Genomic DNA, 20,359 nt, shown 5'->3' on the forward strand with positions numbered 1-20,359 from the left:
AATATCTGTCCCATTTTCGTAAGAAGCTGAAAGGCTTGTTTCAATGATCAAGAATTCTGTCCTCCGCGCCCTCATGGTTGCAACGGGCATGTTGTTTTCGCTGGTTGCTGTCGTGCCTGCCAATGCGGAAGTTCAAATCAACATCAACAAGGGCAATGTACAGCCGCTGCCCATCGCCATCACGGATTTCATATCCGGAGACGGGATCGGCGCACAGGTTTCTGCCGTTATTGCAGCCGACCTCCAACGGTCCGGTCTCTTTGCGCCGATCAACAAGAATGCTTTTATCGAGAAGATCAGCAATCCGGATCAGCAGCCGCGTTTCGAGGACTGGAAAGTCATTAACGCGCAGGCGCTTGTGACGGGTCGCGTGACGCGCGAAGGGGATGGTCGCTTACGTGCGGAATTCCGTCTGTGGGACACATTTGCAAATAAGCAGATGGCGGGCCAGCAGTTTTTCACCCAGCCAGAAAATTGGCGTCGCGTCGCCCACATCATCGCGGATGCGATCTATGAAAGCATCACCGGTGAGAAGGGTTATTTCGACACCCGTGTCGTTTTCGTCTCCGAAAGCGGACCAAAGACCGCCCGCAAGCGGCAGCTGTCGATCATGGACCAGGACGGTTTCAACGTCCGCAACCTGACCAACTCGAACGACATCGTCCTGACACCGCGTTTTTCGCCGAGCCGTCAGGAAGTCACCTACATGTCCTTTGAAGGCCAGCAGCCACGCGTTTATCTGCTGCAGCTGGAAACCGGACAGCGTGAAGTCGTCGGCAACTTCCCAGGCATGACGTTCTCGCCGCGCTTTTCGCCTGACGGGCAGAAGGTGATCATGAGCCTTCAGCAGGATGGCAACGCCAATATCTACACCATGGATCTGCGCTCTCGTACCACGACACGCCTGACCAACACGTCGGCGATCGATACGGCCCCGTCCTATTCGCCTGACGGTCAGCGTGTTGCCTTTGAAAGTGACCGTGGCGGCCGCCAGCAGATTTACGTCATGAATGCCGATGGTTCCGGCCAGCAGCGCATTTCCTTCGGCGATGGTTCTTATTCCACGCCGGTATGGTCCCCGCGTGGCGATCTGATTGCCTTCACCAAGCAGTCTGGCGGCAAGTTCTCGATCGGTGTGATGAAGACGGATGGTTCGGGCGAGCGCATCCTGACCAGCGGCTTCCACAATGAAGGGCCAACCTGGGCACCGAATGGCCGCGTACTGATGTTCTTCCGCCAGAACGCGGGTGCGGGCGGTCCGCAGCTCTATTCGATCGACCTGACGGGCTACAATGAACAGCTCATCAAGACACCGACCTTCGCTTCAGACCCGGCCTGGTCGCCGCTTCTGGACTGATATGACTGCCATCACGGCGCCGGCTTAACCCGGTGCCGTGATGTTTTACGCATACCACAGGGAAATGTGCCTCTTTCTTGCCGCAAAGTGTTGTGAGGGAGCAAAAAACTGGGACATTTCCTTTCTGTTAACCATAAGCGTTTGCCGGCTATTAACCGCGATCAGTTAGTGTCCGGCAACGTTATTGAAATCCTAAGGAGAGACCGGCGATGAGCCGTACACATATTTCGGCACTCAGCCCCATGCAGAAACTGGCCCGTAACCCGGCTGTCATCGCCATGACGCTCGCGCTTGCTCTCGCAGGCTGCGCGAACAAGAAGAACATGCCGAACAGCGCCGGTGAACTCGGCCTTGGTGGCGCAGGCTCTGCAACGCCGGGCTCCCAGCAGGACTTCACGGTCAATGTCGGCGACCGCATCTTCTTCGACACGGACTCCACCTCGATCCGCGCCGACGCCCAGCAGACCCTGCAGCGCCAGGCACAGTGGCTTGCCCGTTACCCGAACTACGCCATCACGGTCGAAGGCCATGCCGACGAGCGCGGCACGCGTGAATACAACCTGGCACTCGGCGCCCGCCGTGCGGCAGCAACCCGCGACTTCCTGGCCTCTCAGGGTGTTCCGGCAAGCCGCATGAAGACGATCTCCTACGGCAAGGAACGTCCGGTCGCGGTTTGCGACGACATTTCCTGCTGGTCGCAGAACCGTCGCGCGGTCACGGTTCTCGGCGGCGCAGGCATGTAATCGCCTGACGTTTTTGTGAACGTAAATAAAGGGCGGTCTTCGGGCCGCCTTTTGTTTTTTTCATAGTTTGGCCGAAGTTAAGTTGCTTTTTCGGTCGATATGGAAAAAATCCGGCTTGCACTATTCCGGTGCAAATCAGTTAAGGCAGGACGAATGAGATGAAGAAACTTGTCGTGGCGGGAATGCTGGGGCTTGCAGCCTGCACCGGCTTGAGCGGCACAGCCGTTTCGGGTCCGCTGTTCGGTGCGGGGGGTAGCTTCGGCACGATCAATTCTCAGCAGCAGCCCCCGGTCGTCCGGGTTCAGGCCAATGAAGCCTATCGGGTTCAGCAGCTTGAAGAACAGATCCGGCAACTCAACGGCCGTATCGAGGAAATGAGCTTCCAGCTTTTGCAGATGCAGGAAACGATCCGCAAGGCGCAGGAAGACAATGAGTTCCGCTTCCAGGAACTGGAAAGCGGAAAGGGCGGAAGTCCTGCAGCAACGCCGAAAAAGAAGGCGGAGGCAAGTCCGGTCAGTCCGGCGACGCCCCCGACCGACGACGTTGCAACGATCATCGAAACGCCACCCGAGGGTGGCGCTTCCGTTTCACCGTCCGCTCCCTCCAGTGCTCCGACAGGCGCGCCGGGTGAGACAACGCTCGGTTCGATCGAACTTGATTCCAAGGGGATGCCTATTGGCGGCACGCTCAATTCAGGCGCCAACAATTCTTCCGGCAGCCTTCCCGGCGTTACGACAGGCAACAGCACGCGCAAGACCGATCCCGTCAATACAGCGGCGCTGACCAGCGAAGGCGATATCTACCAGGCCGCTTACGGTCATGTCCTTTCCGGTGATTACAAGCTGGCGGAGCAGGGGTTCCAGCAATATCTGCAGGGTTACCCCAAGGGCACGAAAGCCGCGGATGCGAGCTTCTGGCTGGGTGAAGCGCAATATTCCCAGGGCAAGTTCAACGAAGCCGCGAAGACCTTTCTTAACGGCCACCAGGCCTATGGCAAGTCTCCGAAGGCTCCGGAAATGCTGATGAAGCTTGGCATGTCCCTTGCCGCTCTCGATAATACCGAAACGGCCTGCGCCACGCTGCGCGAGGTGCCGAAGCGTTACCCCAATGCCTCGAAGACCGTGCTGAACAAAGTCGCCAGTGAACAGAAGCGGCTGAGCTGCTGATCCCTCTTTCCCGTTGAAGTGCGGTCTGTCCATGCCTGCCAAGACCAGCATTCCAGACGAAACCGGGCTTGTCCCGCTTGAGGCTGCGCGATTGTTCGTCGCGAAACTGCGCAAACCTGCGCATATTCTCGTTGCAATTTCCGGCGGCAGCGATTCCACCGGTTTGTTGCTCGCATTGCACGAAGCTTCCATCGGTTCAGGGGATCAGGTGCGGCTGTCGGCCGTCACGGTCGATCATGCGCTACGGCCCGAATCCGCTGACGAGGCAAAAAAAGTCGCCACGTTATGCGCCGGGCTTGGCATCTTTCATGCCGTGCGCCGTTGGGAAGACCAAAAACCCGCCTCCGGTTTGGCCGAGGCCTCGCGCCTGGCGCGTTACCATCTGATTGCTGGTGTCGCGGACACGATGAGCGCCGATGTCATCGTGACGGGGCATACACGGGGCGACCAGCGGGAAACGGTTGCGATGCGCGCCGCCCGCCGGAAACGGGCTGATAATCTCGGCTTGTCGGGTATGGCAGACGCCGTGCTGTATGGTGGGCGTCACTGGGTCATGCGGCCATTTCTGCATTGCGAGCGCCAAGCCATTCGCGATTATCTTCTCGAAAGGGCGCAAGGCTGGATCGATGATCCCAGCAATGAAAACCGCAAATATGAGCGGGTGAGGGTGCGGCAGGCGCTGGACGATACGCCTCGTCTTTTTCCGTACGGAACGTCAGACACAAGGTCGGAATTATCCGCACGCGCAGCCCGGTTTGTACATCATAACTCTTGTTTTTTTTTCCTTGGTTTAATCAGGATAAACGCTGAGAGCCTCGGTGAAGACCCCGCTGTTATCCGGTACGCGTTGTCGGCGCTATCAGGTGTTATCGGCGGTCGACGATATCCCATGGCCTCTGACACGATGGACAGGGTGATGGCGCTTGTCGCGAATCGAGAACCGGGAAGGATAACGGCGAACCGCGTCGTGTTCGATTACCGCAAGGATGCCCTCTACCTGATGCGGGAAAACAGAAACATTCCATCACTGCGAATGCCGCCGGGCGCGAGGATGGTTTGGGACGAGCGCTTTGACGTGTTCAACCGTTCCGATGCAGAGATAGTCGTCCGCGCTTTTGGCGCCGGAGACACAATGGGTATTCCGATCAAACCTTCCGGTGTCATTCCTCCGGGGATATTGAAACGCTCCAGCCAGACAATGCCGGTCTTCGTGCGCGAAAATCACGATCTGGAATTTCCGGGGTCCGGCGTGGCGGCGATCCGCCCGCTGCTTGCGCCTTATGATCTTTTCCTTCCGCGTTTCGACCTTGAGTTGGCCAATGTGATTGCCATGCGCCTCCTGCACGCCGCCTATCCACAGCCCCCGGTTTAAATCGGGCCTCATTTTCGTGAATTGCCTTGGAACAGTTTTTACACCAAAACGCATCAGATAATGCGCTTTGCCTTGGCAAGGGCAGATGTCGTCCTTATGTTAAGGGCACGTAATAGCGGGCAGTAGTTGTGCCCGTGTGAGTTCGGGGAGTTCGATGAACCCAAATTTCAGAAATTTCGCCTTGTGGGCCGTGATCGCCCTCTTGCTGATCGCGCTGTTCAGCATGTTCCAGACTTCGCCGACGCAAACGGGTTCACGGGAAATTCCGTATTCCCAGTTTCTCCGCGACGTGGATTCCGGGCGAGTTCGCGACGTGACCGTCACCGGTAACCGGGTTCTCGGAACCTACACCGAAAACGGCACGGCCTTTCAGACCTATTCCCCCGTCATCGACGACAGCCTGATGGAGCGCTTGCAGAGCAAGAACGTGACCATTGTGGCGCGCCCGGAAAGCGATGGCTCCTCGGGCTTCCTGAGCTATCTCGGCACGCTTCTGCCGATGTTTCTCATTCTTGGCGTCTGGCTGTTCTTCATGCGGCAGATGCAGGGCGGTTCGCGTGGCGCGATGGGCTTCGGCAAGTCCAAGGCCAAGCTCCTGACGGAAGCCCATGGCCGCGTGACGTTCGATGACGTCGCAGGCGTGGATGAAGCCAAGCAGGATCTTGAGGAAATCGTGGAATTCCTGCGTGACCCGCAGAAGTTCCAGCGCCTCGGCGGCAAGATTCCGCGCGGCGTTCTGCTTGTCGGTCCTCCGGGCACCGGTAAGACACTTCTGGCCCGCTCCGTCGCAGGTGAAGCCAATGTGCCGTTCTTCACGATTTCCGGTTCGGATTTCGTGGAAATGTTCGTTGGCGTCGGTGCCAGCCGTGTGCGTGACATGTTCGAGCAGGCAAAGAAGAATGCGCCTTGCATCATCTTCATCGATGAAATCGACGCCGTCGGCCGCCATCGTGGCGCCGGCCTCGGCGGCGGTAACGACGAGCGCGAACAGACGCTGAACCAGCTGCTGGTTGAGATGGACGGTTTTGAGGCGAATGAGGGCATCATTCTCATCGCCGCTACCAACCGACCCGATGTTCTCGATCCCGCACTTCTGCGTCCCGGCCGTTTCGACCGTCAGGTCGTTGTGCCGAACCCTGACATCGTCGGCCGCGAGCGCATCCTCAAGGTGCATATCCGCAACGTGCCGCTGGCGCCGAATGTCGATCTCAAGGTGCTCGCCCGCGGTACCCCCGGTTTCTCGGGTGCGGACCTGATGAATCTCGTCAACGAAGCCGCCCTCATGGCCGCCCGCCGCAACAAGCGCGTGGTCACCATGCAGGAATTCGAAGACGCCAAGGACAAGATCATGATGGGTGCGGAGCGCCGCTCTTCCGCCATGACCGAGGCCGAAAAGAAGCTGACTGCCTATCACGAAGCCGGTCATGCCATCACCGCTCTGAAGGTTGCCGTGGCCGATCCGTTGCACAAGGCAACGATCATCCCGCGCGGCCGCGCACTTGGCATGGTGATGCAGCTGCCGGAAGGCGACCGCTATTCCATGAGCTACAAGTGGATGGTGTCGCGCCTCGTGATCATGATGGGTGGCCGCGTTGCCGAAGAACTGACCTTCGGTAAGGAAAACATTACCTCGGGCGCGTCTTCGGATATCGAGCAGGCAACCAAGCTTGCCCGTGCCATGGTGACGCAATGGGGCTTTTCCGATGCGCTCGGCCAGGTCTCCTATGGTGAAAACCAGCAGGAAGTTTTCCTTGGCCATTCCGTCTCGCAGTCGAAGAACGTCTCCGAAGCCACAGCCCAGACGATCGACACGGAAGTTCGCCGGCTGATCGATGAGGCTTATGCCGAGGCTCGCCGCATTCTGACGGAAAATCACGATGGTTTCGTTGCGATTGCCGAGGGTCTGCTTGAATACGAAACCCTGACGGGTGACGAGATCAAGGCCCTGCTGAAGGGTGAGAAGCCCGCCCGCGATCTGGGCGACGATTCTCCGGGCAGCCGTGGTTCGGCAGTGCCGAAGGCCGGCACCAAGAAGGACGGCACTAGTGAAGCGAAGGGTGACGGTGAAGCAAAGGGCGACGGTGAAGCCGAAGGCGGCATGGAGCCGCAGCCGCATTGATCGACCGCGTCTGTTAGAAATTGTAAAAGGCCATCCGGGTTTCCGGATGGCCTTTTCATTTTGGTAACAAGATATAAGCCATTTTTGCGGTAATTTACGTGCTGTTTATCGTGGTTTGTGGCATCTAGCCAAAAACGCTTCCGGCTGTTTTCAGCTTATGCCGGAATGCTGGAAAAGATTTGGAGTTCAAATGGCACGCCGTTATTTCGGAACCGATGGTATCCGCGGACAATCGAACGTCTTCCCCATGACGCCTGATCTGGCGATGCGGGTTGGCATTGCCGTCGGGACGATTTTCCGCCGTGGCCATCATCGCCATCGTGTCGTCATCGGTAAGGATACGCGCCTTTCCGGCTATATGCTGGAAAACGCCCTGGTTGCCGGCTTCACCGCCGCCGGTCTCGATGTCTTCCTGCTCGGCCCGATCCCGACGCCGGCCGTCGCCATGCTGACCCGCTCGCTGCGCGCCGATATCGGCGTGATGATCTCGGCCTCGCACAATCCCTTCTCCGACAATGGCATCAAGCTTTTCGGGCCTGACGGTTACAAGCTTTCCGATGAGCTGGAGCTGGAGATCGAAGACCTCCTCGACAAGGATATCTACGCCCAACTGGCGAAACCTGCCGAAATCGGCCGGGCGAAGCGCGTCGATGGCGACATCTATCGTTATATCGAGTTCGTGAAGCGCACCCTGCCGCGCGACGTGACATTGAGCGGCCTGCGAATCGCCATCGACTGCGCCAATGGCGCGGCTTATAAGGTGGCGCCCGCGGCTCTCTGGGAACTCGGCGCGGAGGTCGTCACCATCGGCAACGAGCCGAACGGCATCAACATTAACCTCGAATGCGGTTCCACGCACCCGGAAGCCCTTCAGAAAAAGGTCCACGAGGTGCGGGCCGATATTGGCATTGCGCTGGATGGTGATGCGGACCGCGTCATCATCGTTGATGAACGCGGTGAGATCGTTGATGGCGACCAGCTGATGGCCGTCATCGCCGACAGCTGGGCCGAAGACAACACGCTCCGCGGCGGTGGCATCGTCGCAACTGTCATGTCCAATCTCGGTCTTGAGCGGTTTCTTGGCGACAAGGGCCTCACCCTTGCCCGCACCAAGGTGGGCGACCGCTATGTGGTCGAACACATGCGCAACCACAATTTCAATGTTGGCGGTGAGCAGTCCGGCCATATCGTGCTGTCGGATTACGGCACGACGGGGGATGGGCTCGTTGCGGCATTGCAGGTTCTCGCCAAGGTCAAGCGCTCCGGCCGCACGGTGAGCGAGGTTTGCCGCAAGTTCGAGCCCGTGCCGCAGCTTTTGAAGAATGTCCGTATCTCCGGTGGCAAACCGCTGGAAAACCCGGTCGTGCAGCAGGCAATTGCGGATGCGGAAAGTGCGCTTGCCGATAATGGCCGCCTCGTCATCCGCCCTTCCGGCACCGAACCGCTGATCCGCGTGATGGCGGAAGGCGACGATAGCGCGAAGGTGGAGCGTATCGTCAATGATCTTGTCGGCATCATCGCGAATGCCCGCTCAGCCGCGTGAGGCATAGCAACAATAAATCAGCAAAAAGCCGGCCTTCCGCCGGCTTTTTCTTTGAGTATTTACTAATAAATATAGTGAATGAGCGTGGTTAATCGGGACTTAACCATTTTACGTCAATCTCCATGACTGAACAGTTCACTGGCATCTGCTGCCGCAAACGCACGTGCCTCTTCTGGAGTGGAAGTCATGAAAAACGCCCTGGCCGGATTTCTGGCCGTCCTGCTGACCGGCACCAGCGCCATTGCCGCCGATCTTTATCAAGCTGAGCCTGCGCCGACCTATGCTCCCGAAGTGGAGATCACCCAGGCAAGCGGCTGGTATCTGCGAGGCGACGTCGGTTATTCTTTCAATAAGCTGCGTGGTGCCAATTATTATCAGGGTGGCCCTGGTGGCTATCTCGCTGATTTCGATACCGCGAAGATCGACGATAGCTATGTCATTGGCGCCGGTGTCGGTTATCAGTTCAACAACTATTTCCGCAGCGACTTGACCTTCGACTATATGGGCAAGTCGGATTTCCGCGGTTCCACTAGTGGTTTTTGTGGTGGTGGTCCTTTGGGAAGCAGAACGCCGTGCGTATCGACCGACCTAAGCGCGCTGCGGGCTTATACGCTGATGGCGAACGCCTATGTCGATCTGGGTACCTACGGCCGCGTCACACCATACGTCGGCGGCGGTATCGGCGCGTCCTACGTGAAGTGGGACAAGTTGCGTAATACCTCCTGCGCGACAGACGGATCGGGCTATTGCGACCCGACCACCGAACACGGCGGCAGGGGCAAGTGGCGTTTCGCTTACGCCCTTATGGCTGGCGCATCCATTGATGTTACCTGTAATCTGAAGGCCGATATCGGTTACCGTTTCCGTCACATCAACAAGGGCGACATGTTCGCCTATGAGAATGGCGGCGGCCCCGGCCGTGACAAGGGCCTCTATTCGCATGAAGTGCGTGTCGGCGGCCGTTATGTCTTCAACGGTTGCGACACCGCGCAATACATGCCGCCTGCCGATATTCCTCTGCAGCCTGCCGTTTATAAATAAACGTCACGCCAACCTGATAGTTTCGGGCCGTCCGCATCCTCCGGGTGCGGGCGGTTTTGTTTTATCGGCATGTGGCAAGGGACATGACGCATATGGACCAAGATTCTTCTGCGTAGCGACATATTCCGCTTGACTGGGATCGGCGACAGGAATAGCAACGGCGTCAGGACACTCCACCCTAACGTGGAGCGCCTATCTGGAAGGGTAGTCAAATGACAGATATCGTGAAGCCGGACGTCCGTCCGGGCAATACGCATTTTTCCTCTGGTCCCTGCTCGAAGCGCCCCGGTTGGTCGCTAGATGCTCTCTCCGATGCGCCGCTCGGTCGCTCGCATCGCGCCAAGGTTGGCAAAGCCAAGCTGAAGCAGGCCATCGATCTCACCCGTGAAGTTCTTGATGTTCCCGCCGATTATCGCATCGGTATCGTTCCCGCATCCGACACCGGCGCCGTTGAAATGGCGCTCTGGTCGCTGCTCGGCGAACGTGGCGTCGATATGCTCGCCTGGGAAAGCTTCGGCGCCGGCTGGGTCACCGACGTCGTCAAGCAGCTGAAGCTGAAGGACGTTCGCAAGTTCGAGGCCGATTACGGTCTGCTGCCGAACCTTGCCGAAGTCGATTTCGACCGCGACGTGGTCTTCACCTGGAACGGTACGACCTCTGGCGTTCGTGTTCCCAACGCCGATTTCATTCCCGCCGACCGCAAGGGCCTGACCATCTGCGACGCCACCTCGGCGGCTTTCGCGCAGGATATGGACTTTACGAAACTCGACGTCGTCACCTTCTCCTGGCAGAAGGTTCTCGGCGGCGAGGGCGGCCATGGCGTCATCATCCTGTCGCCGCGCGCCGTTGAGCGTCTCTTGAGCTACGCACCGGCATGGCCGCTGCCGAAAATCTTCCGCATGGTTTCCGGCGGCAAGCTGATCGAAGGCATCTTCACCGGTGAAACCATCAACACGCCGTCCATGCTCTGCGTTGAAGATTATATCGACGCGCTGCTCTGGGCAAAGAATCTCGGTGGCCTGAAGGCGCTGATCGGCCGCGCCGATGCCAATGCCAAGGTTATCTACGACTTCATCGAGAAGAACGACTGGATCGCCAACCTGGCCGTGAAGCCGGAAACTCGCTCCAACACGTCTGTTTGCCTCAAGATCGTTGATCCCGAGGTCCAGGCGCTGGATGCCGCGGCACAGGCCGATTTTGCCAAGGGCGTCGTCGCCCTGCTCGAAAAGGAAAATGTCGCCCTCGATATCGGCGCTTACCGCGACGCCCCGTCCGGTCTGCGCATTTGGGCCGGCGCCACCATCGAGACGGCTGATATGGAAGCCGTCATGCCCTGGCTCACCTGGGCTTACCAGACGCAGAAGGCAGCACTTTCCAAGGCTGCCGCCTGATTTTGATACCGGCCCTGCGCTGATGCAGGGCCGCATAGTTCCCGCTTTCAAAACTGCACCGTTTTTCAAGGAGCCCGTGAACCATGGCACCTCGCGTACTCGTATCCGACGAACTGTCGGAAACCGCCGTCCAGATTTTCCGTGATCGTGGCGTCGAAGTCGATTTCCAGCCGAAGCTCGGCAAGGACAAGGACAAGCTTGCTGAAATCATCGGCAATTACGATGGCTTGGCCATCCGCTCTGCCACCAAGGCAACCGAAAAGCTGATCGAAGCCGCGACCAACCTCAAGGTCATCGGCCGCGCCGGCATCGGCGTCGACAATGTTGACATCCCGGCCGCCTCGCGCCGCGGTATCATCGTCATGAACACGCCATTCGGCAACTCCATCACGACGGCAGAACACGCGATCGCGCTGATGTTTGCCGTCGCCCGCCAGCTTCCGGCAGCCGACAGCTCCACGCAGGCCGGCAAGTGGGAAAAGTCGAAGTTCATGGGTGTCGAGATCACCGGCAAGACGCTCGGCGTCATCGGTGCGGGTAACATCGGTTCGATCGTCTGCTCGCGTGCACTTGGCCTCAAGATGCACGTTCTCGCCTACGACCCCTTCCTGTCGCCGGAGCGCGCGCAGGAAATGGGCGTCACCAAGGTTGAGCTGGACGAGTTGCTAGCCCAGGCCGATTTCATCACCCTGCATGTGCCGATGACCGACAAGACGCGCGGCATCCTCAACGCTGAAAACCTTGCCAAGACCAAGAAGGGCGTACGTATCGTCAACTGCGCCCGTGGTGGTCTGGTGGATGAAGCTGCCCTTGCGGAAGCCATCAAGTCCGGCCATGTCGCCGGTGCCGGTTTTGACGTGTTCGAAGTCGAGCCCGCCACCGAGAGCCCGCTTTTCGGCCTTCCTAACGTCGTCTGCACGCCGCATCTTGGCGCTTCGACCACGGAAGCACAGGAAAACGTTGCCCTGCAGGTTGCCGAGCAGATGTCGGATTACCTCGTCAAGGGTGCCGTGTCCAACGCCATCAACATGCCGTCGATCACGGCTGAGGAAGCGCCGCGTCTGAAGCCCTTCATCCGTCTCGCGGATGTTCTCGGGTCTTTCGTCGGCCAGGTACAGGAAAGCGCCACCAAGGAAATCGAAATCCTTTATGACGGTGCAACCGCCAACATGAACACGAAGGCGTTGACCAGTGCATTGCTGGCCGGCCTCATCCGGAGTCAGGTTGCCGACGTGAACATGGTTTCGGCCCCGGTCATGATCAAGGAGAAAGGCATCATCCTTTCCGAGGTCAAGCGCGACAAGACCGGCGTTTACGACGGTTACATCAAGTTAACGGTGAAGACGGAAAACCAGATCCGCTCGGTTGCCGGCACGGTGTTCTCGGATGGCAAGCCACGTTTCATCCAGATCAAGAACATCAACATGGATGCCGATGTCGGATCGCACATGATCTACATCACCAATACCGACGTTCCCGGCATGATCGGCTTCATGGGCACCACGCTCGGCGAGGCTGGCGTCAACATCGCCAACTTCCAGCTTGGACGTGAAAAGGAAGGCGGCGACGCCATCGCCCTGCTTTATGTCGACGGTCCGGTTTCCGAAGAGGTGCTGGACAAGCTGCGCGCCAACCCCGCCATCCGCCAGGTCAAGCCGCTGACGTTCAACGTCGACTGATCTATCGTTCCTCCCAAGGGGACAATAGGAACCGGTGCAGGGGAAACCCTGTGCCGGTTTTTGTTTTTCCAGCTTTCGAATTGCGGCAGATTTCACGCGCCTCACGCCTTGGTTGCATATCACAAAAAATTTAAGCCGAGCGGTCTAAAAATGATGATCATGAGTTGCTATATGGCCTGTTGAGATGCCGCTCATGGGAGGGCGGCCAATAGGAGATAACGATGTTTGCTGCCTTTCGGCGCTTCAAGGGTTTGTTCGCAGTCGCCGCGCTTGGTATCGCGGTTTCTTTTGTGGCGGTTGATATGGCAGAAGCACGTCGCGCCAGCGGCGGTTTCGGCAGCCGTGGCACGCGGACCTACTCCGCTCCGCCTTCGACCAGCACTGCGCCCGGCCAGACCGCGCCGATTAACCGCAGCATGACGCCCAACACCAACCAGGCAGCTCCTGGCGCTGCTCAGCCGGCACGTCCTGGCGCACAGGCGCCGCAACAAAATCGTGGCCTCTTCGGCGGCATGATGGGTGGTCTGATGGGCGGCCTTCTGATGGGCGGTCTGTTCGGCATGCTTCTGGGTGGTGGTTTCGGCGGCATGGCCGGTTTCTTCGGCATGTTGCTGCAGGTTGCGCTGATCGGCCTTCTGGTCATGCTCGCCATGCGTTTCTTCGCGTCGCGCCGTCAGGGCCAGCCCGCTTATGGATCGGCCAACGGCTCGCACCGCACGGATCATTCCGGCTCCTCCTATAATGGCGGTTCGCAGGCGGGTCCGGCCGCATCCTCGTTCAAGATCCCGAAGATCGGCGCGATGGCCGGCGCTGCGGGCGGAGCGGCTGCTGCTGCCGCAACGGCAAAGCCCACGCCCCACGCCAACGCCATCTCGGAAGGCGACGAAATCGGCATCACGCAGGGCGACCTCGAGACGTTCCAGAAAATGCTGGAAGACGTGCAGGCTGCCTATGCCGCCGAGGATTATGGCACATTGCGCAAACTGACGACGCCCGAAGCCATGTCATATCTCGCTGAAGAACTCAGTGATAACGCGACCAGCGGTGTGAAAAACGACGTGCGCGAGGTGACGCTACTGCAGGGCGATGTCGCTGAAGCATGGCACGAAGAAGGGCAGGACTACGCGACAGTCGCGATGCGCTACTCTGCCATCGACGTGATGCGCGACCGCACCTCTGGCAAGGTGATCGAAGGTGACGAGCAACATCCGTCCGAATCGGTGGAAATGTGGACCTTTGTCCGCCGCCCCGGCAACGACAACTGGCAGGTCGCCGCCATCCAGGCCGCCGCCTGACGAATCAGAGCCTCTTAAACGGATAAGGCCCGGCGGTCGCTTCACCGCCGGGCCTTTGTTCGTTTCGTTCGATAAAGCTTCCTAAAAAGCATGGCGGAATGCCGCCAAAAAAGATTGGGAGATCTTGCGGGTGATATATCCGCCAGCCACGCGCGGCGGATTCGGCTTTCCCCTGCCATGCAAGGCCTTGAGGCTTGTTTGCCTCGGTATGTCCTTGGTGCATGGCTCATCCGCTTCACGGAATTGCCTTTTTTCATTCATCTGGCATTCAGTCCCCGCGTCCTAACCACAGGGCGTACACGTCAATGTGACTTTTTGTGCCGGTTCTAAACCGCTTTGGGAGCGGAACCTCAGCCGCAAAAGCGCGTTGACAATCCAATTCCCGGCATCTCGCAGGCCGGGCTGGGTGGCCGGGCAATGCACGGCCCGCGAGAACGGAGAGCTATCGAAATGAAACGCTTTGACCTGATCGACGGGATGCGTGGTTACTTCCTCGTCTTCATGCTGATCAACCATCTGGTGTTTGCCGGCGGCTTCTGGCTGGTGGAAATCAACCATCGTCAGTTCGCCTTTGTCGAGGACGCGCAGGGCTTCGTATTCCTGTCCGGCCTGCTGATCGGCATGGTATACGCGCGCAAGATGATGAAATATGGCTATGACGCCGGTAAACAGATGATCTGGAACCGCGCGCTGGAACTCTATCGTTATGCGATGGGTCTCGTCATCGCCGTTCTGTTCTTCCGTATGATCATCCCGCATGCGCCCTATATCTGGTACAATTGGCTCGGCATGACGTCTTTCGACGATCCGCTGCGTCTGGCGGCAATTGCGACATTTCTCTTCCAGCCGACCTTCATGGACATTCTGCCGCAATATATTGTCTACATGATTTTCGCGCCTGTCCTGGTGAAGCTCTGCCTCGATGGCAAATGGGCCTATGTCATGGCCGGCTCGCTGCTGGTCTGGATGGCGGGACAGCTTGGCCTGCAGCAGATTGTGACGACGCCTCTCAATGAACTCGTCAAGGGCGCGGACGAACAGGGTATTCGCGTCAGCTTCAACCTGCTCGGCTGGCAGCTGGTGTTCTACTCGGCGCTGGTGATGGGTGCTATGACGGCGCAGAACCGCATTCCGTGGAAGAAGATTTTCTCCCCGGAGCACACCTGGCTGCCGAAGGCCGCGCTTGTCATCTGCCTGTTCTTCATGCCGCTCCGCATCGCTACCGCGTGGGGTCTGATGCCGGAATTCATGATGGGCAAGTTTTCGACGATGGAAATCCGCGCCGATTTCGGCCCGGTCTACCTCATCAACTTCCTCGCCGTCGGCGTTGGCCTCACCTGGCTCGTGATTGCCGGACCGCATCACCACCGCCCGCTCGTGCGCTCCATCGCCGAAGGCGTTATCTGGGTGCTGTCGCTTAAGTTCCTGCAATTGCTCGGCCGCCACTCGCTGCAGGTCTATGTGTGGCACGTGGCGATCGTCTACGGTGTTTATTATCTCGATGGACGCACGGCCGAACTGTCGCAGCTGAACAAGACGCTGATCGCCTTCACGGCCATCGGATTGCTGGCCATGCCCGCCCTGTGGCGGGAGCGCGACAAGTGGTTCGGCAGCAGCGGCCAGAAGACGGCTGGTGCCTGAAGCCCTCTACAAGGGAATCAGACGGCTTTACGGGGCGGTTTTCCGCCCCGTACTTGCGTGTGAAGCCATTCCTTTCTATATGCAGCCCTTAAATCCGCGGTATGGCGAGACAGGACGGCCCGTTTGGTGGGCAAGGTTTCTTGCGGCGGATGACCGACAGGCGGCGGGGCCTTTACCCCCGTTATGACTGACGATGGGAAAAAACGTGAATACGCTCGATTTTGACAAGAGGCCGGAAGATACCCGGATCGTTGTCGCCATGTCCGGTGGCGTCGATTCTTCTGTTGTGGCCGGTATCCTCAAGCGCGAGGGCTACGATGTCCTCGGCATCACCCTCCAGCTGTATGACCATGGCGCCGCCGTGCACCGCGCCGGCTCCTGTTGCGCCGGCCAGGATATCGACGATGCGCGCCGGGTCTGCGAAACGCTGGGCATCCCCCATTACGTGCTGGATTATGAAGCGCGGTTCCGCGAAACCGTCATCAACCCCTTTGCGGAAGCTTATGCAATGGGTGAGACCCCCATTCCCTGTGTTGCCTGCAACCAGACGGTAAAATTCGCCGATCTTCTAGCGACCGCGCAGGAACTGGGTGCCGATGCGCTGGCCACGGGCCACTACATCCGTTCGCGGCCCAACCCCGTTCCCGGTCAGGCGGGCCGCCGCGCGCTCTATCGGCCGATCGATAGCGACCGCGACCAGAGCTGGTTCCTGTTCGCAACCACGCAGGAACAGATCGATTATCTGCGCTTCCCGCTCGGTGGCCTCTCCAAGGCCGAAACGCGGGCTTTAGCGGAAGAAATGGGGCTTGTCGTTGCCAAAAAGGCCGACAGCCAGGATATCTGTTTCGTGCCGCAGGGCAAATATACCGATATCATCAACAAGCTGAAGCCGAATGCGGCTCTGGCGGGTGATATCGTGCATCTCGACGGGCGTGTGCTCGGCCGCCACGATGGCATCGTGCATTATACGATCGGCCAGCGCCGCGGTATCGGTGTTGCGACGGGCGAGCCGCTTTACGTCGTGCATCTCGATGCGCGTGGCCGCCGGGTCATCGTTGGCCCGCGTGAGGCGCTGGAAACCCGCCGCGTCTATCTTCGTGACATGAACTGGCTGGGTGATGGCGACCTGGCCGTTGACGCCGGGCAGGGCTTCGCCTGCTTCGCCAAGGTGCGTTCCACCCGTCCTCCGACGGAGGCAGTGCTGCATGCGGATGAGAATGGTATCTATGTGGACCTGATGACCGGAGAGGCGGGTGTCGCGCCCGGTCAGGCCTGCGTGCTTTATTCCGCGCCGGGCGCGGATGCCCGCGTGTACGGCGGCGGTTTCATTGAACGGTCCGAGCGCTCGGCGGAGGCCGAGGCGTCGCTCAAGGCGCTTCTGGAAAAGCCGGTTGCCGCCTGAAACCACTCGCTTTTTGCAGCGATGCGGAAAGCGAATTTTTTGCGCATCTTGCGCTTGACACTTTGGGGAGCGGCACCTTATAAGCCGCTCATCCTGATGGAACAGCCGGTCACATGACTGTCACGTTTCCCCTGTGGCGGGGTAGCTCAGGTGGTTAGAGCAGCGGAATCATAATCCGCGTGTCGGGGGTTCAAGTCCCTCTCCCGCTACCACTTTTCTTCATACGAAAAAACCATACCTCACCGTGCAGCGCGGGAGTTCGTTGCTTGTCTCAGCGGCAAATAGCAATGGATCAGACGCCTTTGCCGGCGAATCTCGCCCAAAAAAAGGGAAACCCGCTACTGCTAAAATGCAGCCAGCGGGCCTCAACCTCTACCCCCTCCCACAAGGGCGGCTGCACAAAAGCACACTGAATGAAATATGGCAAGATCAAGGCGTCATATTGTTGCTGCTGACAGGGTTGTTCTGCCATTCAGCCGCGTATGACGGGGCTCTCACCCGTAGTTTCAAAGGGGCGGGCGCAGGTGGCGACTTTAAAGAGGGTAAAAAAATGCCCGCTGGCAGCGGGCAATCAGAGGGAACTGAGGTTAGGAGCCTCGGCGTTCAAACGGCCATCCTCGATATAGGTTCCGCCCGGGGGACGATTTTTGTACCGCTCGTACACAGACAATATGAAGCCGGTGACGCCGCAACGAAAACCGCCGCTGCGAAAAAATAAACATCCGGAAGATCATGACTTGGGAAACTGGAGCGGGCGAAGGGATTTGAACCCTCGACCCCAACCTTGGCAAGGTTGTGCTCTACCCCTGAGCTACACCCGCTCAAATCCACCGGTCCGGGGTAGTATGCTGAACCGTGGGCCGCCGAAGCGGCGACGGGCGCTATATCGCTCAATCGATTTTGGAATGCAACAGGGAAATGACAAAAACGCGAAAATTTCTTTGAGAAATGCGACAAGCGGCGGAAAAGATTGATAATTTTTCCTGCAGCCGATTTTTCCCGCGTTGCCAATAGGCGGCTGCCCCCTTAATCATGACGCAACGACAATGGAATCGGCAGAGGCAGGTGGCAGCATATGGCGGAGAATTCTCGCAAGACGGCAGCGGAGCTGTTCGAATTTCTCGATGGGCTCGGAATTTCGCACACCACGAAACAGCACGAGCCTGTCTTTACCGTCGCGGAATCGCAGTCATTGCGCGACCTGATCCCTGGGGGCCACACAAAGAACCTCTTTGTAAAGGACAAGAAGGACCAGTACTTCGTTCTGACCGTGGAAGAAAACGCGGTGGTGGATCTGAAAAGCGTCCATAAGATCATCGGTGCGGCAAGCCGCGTGTCCTTCGGCCGGCCGGAAAAAATGCTCGAATATCTGGGTGTGGTGCCGGGTTCGGTCACGGTGTTCGGCGCAATCAACGACACGGACCGGCAGGTCACTTTTGTGTTGGATAGCGCGCTGCTGGAAAACGAACTTGTCAATGGCCACCCGCTCTCCAACGATCAGACGACGACAATCGCATCCGCGGATCTCATTCGCTTTCTCGAGGCGACCGGACATACGCCGCTTGTCTTGAAAGTCAGCGAGTGAGATACGATCTTTGCTTCAATCAAGACATATGACAGAGGTTACGGGAGACCGGCATGAGCGACACGAATAATCCTTACGGCGGTTCCTACGGCGGGCAGATGTCCGCAAGCGCGCACTATAGTGGCGAGCTGAATGGTGCGTCCTCCGGACACATCAAGGACACAACGACGGCTGGTTTCTCCAAGGACGTTCTCGAAGAGTCACGTCGTCAGCCAGTTCTCGTGGATTTCTGGGCGCCCTGGTGCGGCCCGTGCAAACAGCTGACGCCCGTGCTCGAGAAAGTCGTCAACGAAGCGAATGGCCGCGTGAAGCTCGTGAAGCTGAACATTGACGACCACCCGTCCATTCCCGGACAGCTCGGCATCCAGTCCATTCCGGCGATCGTCGCTTTTGCGGATGGCCGGCCGGTCGACGGCTTCATGGGCGCGGTGCCGGAAAGCCAGATCAAGCAATTCATCGAAAAGATTGCCGGCCCTGATGCAGGCGATCCCAAGGCGGAGATCGAGGCCGTTCTGACCGAAGCGAAACAGCTGCTGGCCGATGGCGATTTCAACGGCGCAGCACAGCTCTTTGGCGCCGTCATGCAGGCGGATCCGGAAAACCCCGCAGCGATTGCCGGCATTGCCGAGTGCATGATCGCCGCCGGACAATATGAGCGGGCCAGTGAATTGCTGTCGTCACTGCCGGCGGAACTCAATGAGGATGCGGGCATTCAGCTCGTTTCGAAAAAGATCGCCCAATATGAGGAAGCCCGCAAGATCGGCGATCCCGTGGCGCTGGAAAGCGAACTGGCAGCCGACCCAGATCGACACGAGGCACGGGTTAAGCTTGCGAAGGTGCTGAATGCGCAGGGCCGGCGCGACGAGGCGGCGGATCATCTGCTCTACGTCATGCGTAAGGATCGGACCTTCGACGACGACGGCGCGCGCCGCCAGCTTCTCGAATTTTTCGAGGCCTGGGGCTTTAAGGATCCGGCGACCGTCGCGGGCCGCCGGAAGCTTTCGTCGATACTGTTTTCTTAATGCGGGCATATCCCGGCCAGGCGGTTGATCCGCCGGGCGGCAGCAGTGAACAGGGGGCTTGATTCCCATGCATGTCGGAAATGCAAGATATGTGAAGAGCGACGACCTGCCGGAAACCGTGCCGGTTTTTCCCCTTCCCGGTGCTCTTCTGTTGCCGGAAGGCCATCTTCCACTCAATATCTTTGAGCCAAGATATCTTGCCATGATCGACACGGCGTTGGCGGGTCACCGTCTCATCGGCATGGTGCAGCCAGCCCTTCATGTCATCGAATCGGGCCTGGAGGGCGGGCCGTTGAGTGCGGTTGGGTGCCTTGGCCGCATCACCTCCTTTTCCGAAACCGGCGATGGCCGTTACATCATATCGCTCACCGGTGTGTGCCGTTTCCGTCTGCTGGAGGAGGTGGAGGCCGGCAAGCCCTATCGCAGTTTCCGTCACGCGCCCTTCATCGCCGATCTCTCCGGCGAATACGATGAGGAGGCCGTGGACCGTGAAAACCTGCTGCGGGTGTTCCGCTCGTTTCTGGAGGCCAACCAGCTGGAAGCGGATTGGGAGAGTGTGGAAAGGGCCGGCAACCGTGTTCTGGTCAATTCGCTTTCCATGATGTCTCCCTTTGGACCCGCCGAAAAACAGGCGCTGCTGGAAGCGCCCGATCTCAAGACGCGGGCCGAAACATTGATCGCCATCACCGAGATCGTTCTTGCCCAGGGATCGGGTGAGGGCGGCAACGTGCTGCAGTAGGATCGCCGCCATGGACGACAGGATGAACAACGTCGATCCGAAGCTTCTCGAATTGCTTGTCTGCCCTTTGACGAAGGGCCGCCTTTCCTATGACCGTGCCCGCAATGAACTCATCTCCGAAAATGCGCGGCTTGCTTATCCAATTCGTGACGGTGTGCCGATCATGCTCATCTCGGAAGCGCGTAAAATAGAGGACTAATCGCAGCTTCTTTTCCTCTCCACAGATTGTCATGGCGCGAATTGACGAAGATGCGTTGACAACCA

General features: G+C 58.7%; 17 protein-coding genes and 2 tRNA genes. 18 read left to right on the forward strand and 1 reads right to left on the reverse strand.

All coding sequences use genetic code 11. The features are described from left to right. Positions 1-43: 43 nt before the first annotated feature. The 14 genes from tolB to FHW77_RS01460 all read left to right on the forward strand — a co-directional run bounded on the left by tolB (position 44) and on the right by FHW77_RS01460 (position 17,467). Positions 44-1,357 carry a Tol-Pal system beta propeller repeat protein TolB gene (gene tolB, locus FHW77_RS01395; RefSeq protein WP_006697167.1) on the forward strand — a complete coding sequence of 438 codons (1,314 nt, stop codon included), beginning with the start codon at positions 44-46 and terminating at the stop codon, positions 1,355-1,357. A 209-nt stretch (positions 1,358-1,566) separates the two neighbouring features. After that, positions 1,567-2,100 carry a peptidoglycan-associated lipoprotein Pal gene (gene pal, locus FHW77_RS01400; RefSeq protein ID WP_004445728.1) on the forward strand — a complete coding sequence of 178 codons (534 nt, stop codon included), beginning with the start codon at positions 1,567-1,569 and terminating at the stop codon, positions 2,098-2,100. A 158-nt stretch (positions 2,101-2,258) separates the two neighbouring features. Beyond that, a complete protein-coding gene (gene ybgF / locus FHW77_RS01405) occupies positions 2,259-3,266 on the forward strand; it encodes a tol-pal system protein YbgF (protein WP_022563043.1) in 1,008 nt (335 codons plus the stop codon). 31 nt (positions 3,267-3,297) lie between these two features. Further along, positions 3,298-4,638: a tRNA lysidine(34) synthetase TilS gene (tilS, locus tag FHW77_RS01410; protein ID WP_100911216.1), complete on the forward strand. Its 1,341-nt coding sequence runs from the start codon at positions 3,298-3,300 to the stop codon at positions 4,636-4,638. Positions 4,639-4,792: 154 nt separating this feature from the next. After that, complete coding sequence (gene ftsH, locus FHW77_RS01415) at positions 4,793-6,757, forward strand: ATP-dependent zinc metalloprotease FtsH (RefSeq protein WP_100911215.1); 1,965 nt, start codon at positions 4,793-4,795, stop codon at positions 6,755-6,757. A gap of 190 nt (positions 6,758-6,947) precedes the next feature. Further along, positions 6,948-8,300 carry a phosphoglucosamine mutase gene (glmM, locus tag FHW77_RS01420; protein WP_004445721.1) on the forward strand — a complete coding sequence of 451 codons (1,353 nt, stop codon included), beginning with the start codon at positions 6,948-6,950 and terminating at the stop codon, positions 8,298-8,300. A gap of 186 nt (positions 8,301-8,486) precedes the next feature. Further along, positions 8,487-9,341 carry an outer membrane protein gene (locus tag FHW77_RS01425; protein ID WP_100911214.1) on the forward strand — a complete coding sequence of 285 codons (855 nt, stop codon included), beginning with the start codon at positions 8,487-8,489 and terminating at the stop codon, positions 9,339-9,341. A gap of 212 nt (positions 9,342-9,553) precedes the next feature. Continuing rightward, on the forward strand, positions 9,554-10,732 hold the full coding sequence (locus tag FHW77_RS01430) for a phosphoserine transaminase (protein WP_022563040.1): 1,179 nt from the start codon (positions 9,554-9,556) through the stop codon (positions 10,730-10,732). Positions 10,733-10,815: 83 nt separating this feature from the next. Next, positions 10,816-12,411, forward strand: a complete 1,596-nt coding sequence (gene serA, locus FHW77_RS01435) for a phosphoglycerate dehydrogenase (RefSeq protein WP_003506257.1) — start codon at positions 10,816-10,818, stop codon at positions 12,409-12,411. A gap of 221 nt (positions 12,412-12,632) precedes the next feature. Beyond that, a complete protein-coding gene (locus tag FHW77_RS01440; protein WP_022563039.1) occupies positions 12,633-13,706 on the forward strand; it encodes a Tim44 domain-containing protein in 1,074 nt (357 codons plus the stop codon). A gap of 450 nt (positions 13,707-14,156) precedes the next feature. Next, positions 14,157-15,347 (forward strand): OpgC family protein, encoded by a 1,191-nt coding sequence (locus FHW77_RS01445; RefSeq protein WP_022563038.1) that lies wholly within the window; start codon positions 14,157-14,159, stop codon positions 15,345-15,347. Between the two features lie 205 nt (positions 15,348-15,552). Continuing rightward, a complete protein-coding gene (gene mnmA / locus FHW77_RS01450; protein ID WP_004445712.1) occupies positions 15,553-16,749 on the forward strand; it encodes a tRNA 2-thiouridine(34) synthase MnmA in 1,197 nt (398 codons plus the stop codon). A 135-nt stretch (positions 16,750-16,884) separates the two neighbouring features. Next, positions 16,885-16,961, forward strand: a tRNA-Met gene (locus FHW77_RS01455). 50 nt (positions 16,962-17,011) lie between these two features. Continuing rightward, entirely contained in the window at positions 17,012-17,467 is a 456-nt protein-coding gene (locus FHW77_RS01460; protein WP_135855545.1) for a hypothetical protein, read from the forward strand. A 28-nt stretch (positions 17,468-17,495) separates the two neighbouring features. Here the strand turns inward: FHW77_RS01460 and FHW77_RS01465 are convergent. Continuing rightward, positions 17,496-17,570: transfer RNA gene (locus FHW77_RS01465), tRNA-Gly, on the reverse strand. Between the two features lie 254 nt (positions 17,571-17,824). Here FHW77_RS01465 and FHW77_RS01470 point away from each other — a divergent pair. From FHW77_RS01470 to FHW77_RS01485, 4 genes are all read left to right on the forward strand, one after another. Continuing rightward, entirely contained in the window at positions 17,825-18,334 is a 510-nt protein-coding gene (locus tag FHW77_RS01470; protein WP_004445709.1) for a prolyl-tRNA synthetase associated domain-containing protein, read from the forward strand. A gap of 53 nt (positions 18,335-18,387) precedes the next feature. Then, a complete protein-coding gene (gene trxA, locus FHW77_RS01475; protein ID WP_022563036.1) occupies positions 18,388-19,356 on the forward strand; it encodes a thioredoxin in 969 nt (322 codons plus the stop codon). Positions 19,357-19,423: 67 nt separating this feature from the next. Continuing rightward, entirely contained in the window at positions 19,424-20,095 is a 672-nt protein-coding gene (locus FHW77_RS01480) for an LON peptidase substrate-binding domain-containing protein (protein WP_162696268.1), read from the forward strand. 10 nt (positions 20,096-20,105) lie between these two features. Then, the gene (locus FHW77_RS01485; RefSeq protein WP_004445702.1) at positions 20,106-20,294 is read left to right on the forward strand and encodes a Trm112 family protein; all 189 of its coding nucleotides are present in this window, start codon (positions 20,106-20,108) and stop codon (positions 20,292-20,294) included. Positions 20,295-20,359: the final 65 nt, after the last annotated feature.

It is taken from the genome of Agrobacterium sp. RC10-4-1 (assembly GCF_014138475.1).
Taxonomy (GTDB): Bacteria; Pseudomonadota; Alphaproteobacteria; order Rhizobiales; family Rhizobiaceae; genus Agrobacterium; species Agrobacterium pusense.

Excerpts from the sequence above, each read along its gene's own strand:
- tolB (WP_006697167.1), top strand. The coding sequence starts at position 44 with ATGATCAAGAATTCTGTCCTCCGCGCCCTCATGGTTGCAACGGGCATG.
- pal (WP_004445728.1), top strand. The coding sequence starts at position 1,567 with ATGAGCCGTACACATATTTCGGCACTCAGCCCCATGCAGAAACTGGCC.
- ybgF (WP_022563043.1), top strand. The coding sequence starts at position 2,259 with ATGAAGAAACTTGTCGTGGCGGGAATGCTGGGGCTTGCAGCCTGCACC.
- tilS (WP_100911216.1), top strand. The coding sequence starts at position 3,298 with ATGCCTGCCAAGACCAGCATTCCAGACGAAACCGGGCTTGTCCCGCTT.
- ftsH (WP_100911215.1), top strand. The coding sequence starts at position 4,793 with ATGAACCCAAATTTCAGAAATTTCGCCTTGTGGGCCGTGATCGCCCTC.
- glmM (WP_004445721.1), top strand. The coding sequence starts at position 6,948 with ATGGCACGCCGTTATTTCGGAACCGATGGTATCCGCGGACAATCGAAC.
- FHW77_RS01425 (WP_100911214.1), top strand. The coding sequence starts at position 8,487 with ATGAAAAACGCCCTGGCCGGATTTCTGGCCGTCCTGCTGACCGGCACC.
- FHW77_RS01430 (WP_022563040.1), top strand. The coding sequence starts at position 9,554 with ATGACAGATATCGTGAAGCCGGACGTCCGTCCGGGCAATACGCATTTT.
- serA (WP_003506257.1), top strand. The coding sequence starts at position 10,816 with ATGGCACCTCGCGTACTCGTATCCGACGAACTGTCGGAAACCGCCGTC.
- FHW77_RS01440 (WP_022563039.1), top strand. The coding sequence starts at position 12,633 with ATGTTTGCTGCCTTTCGGCGCTTCAAGGGTTTGTTCGCAGTCGCCGCG.
- FHW77_RS01445 (WP_022563038.1), top strand. The coding sequence starts at position 14,157 with ATGAAACGCTTTGACCTGATCGACGGGATGCGTGGTTACTTCCTCGTC.
- FHW77_RS01470 (WP_004445709.1), top strand. The coding sequence starts at position 17,825 with ATGGCGGAGAATTCTCGCAAGACGGCAGCGGAGCTGTTCGAATTTCTC.
- trxA (WP_022563036.1), top strand. The coding sequence starts at position 18,388 with ATGAGCGACACGAATAATCCTTACGGCGGTTCCTACGGCGGGCAGATG.
- FHW77_RS01480 (WP_162696268.1), top strand. The coding sequence starts at position 19,424 with ATGCATGTCGGAAATGCAAGATATGTGAAGAGCGACGACCTGCCGGAA.
- FHW77_RS01485 (WP_004445702.1), top strand. The coding sequence starts at position 20,106 with ATGGACGACAGGATGAACAACGTCGATCCGAAGCTTCTCGAATTGCTT.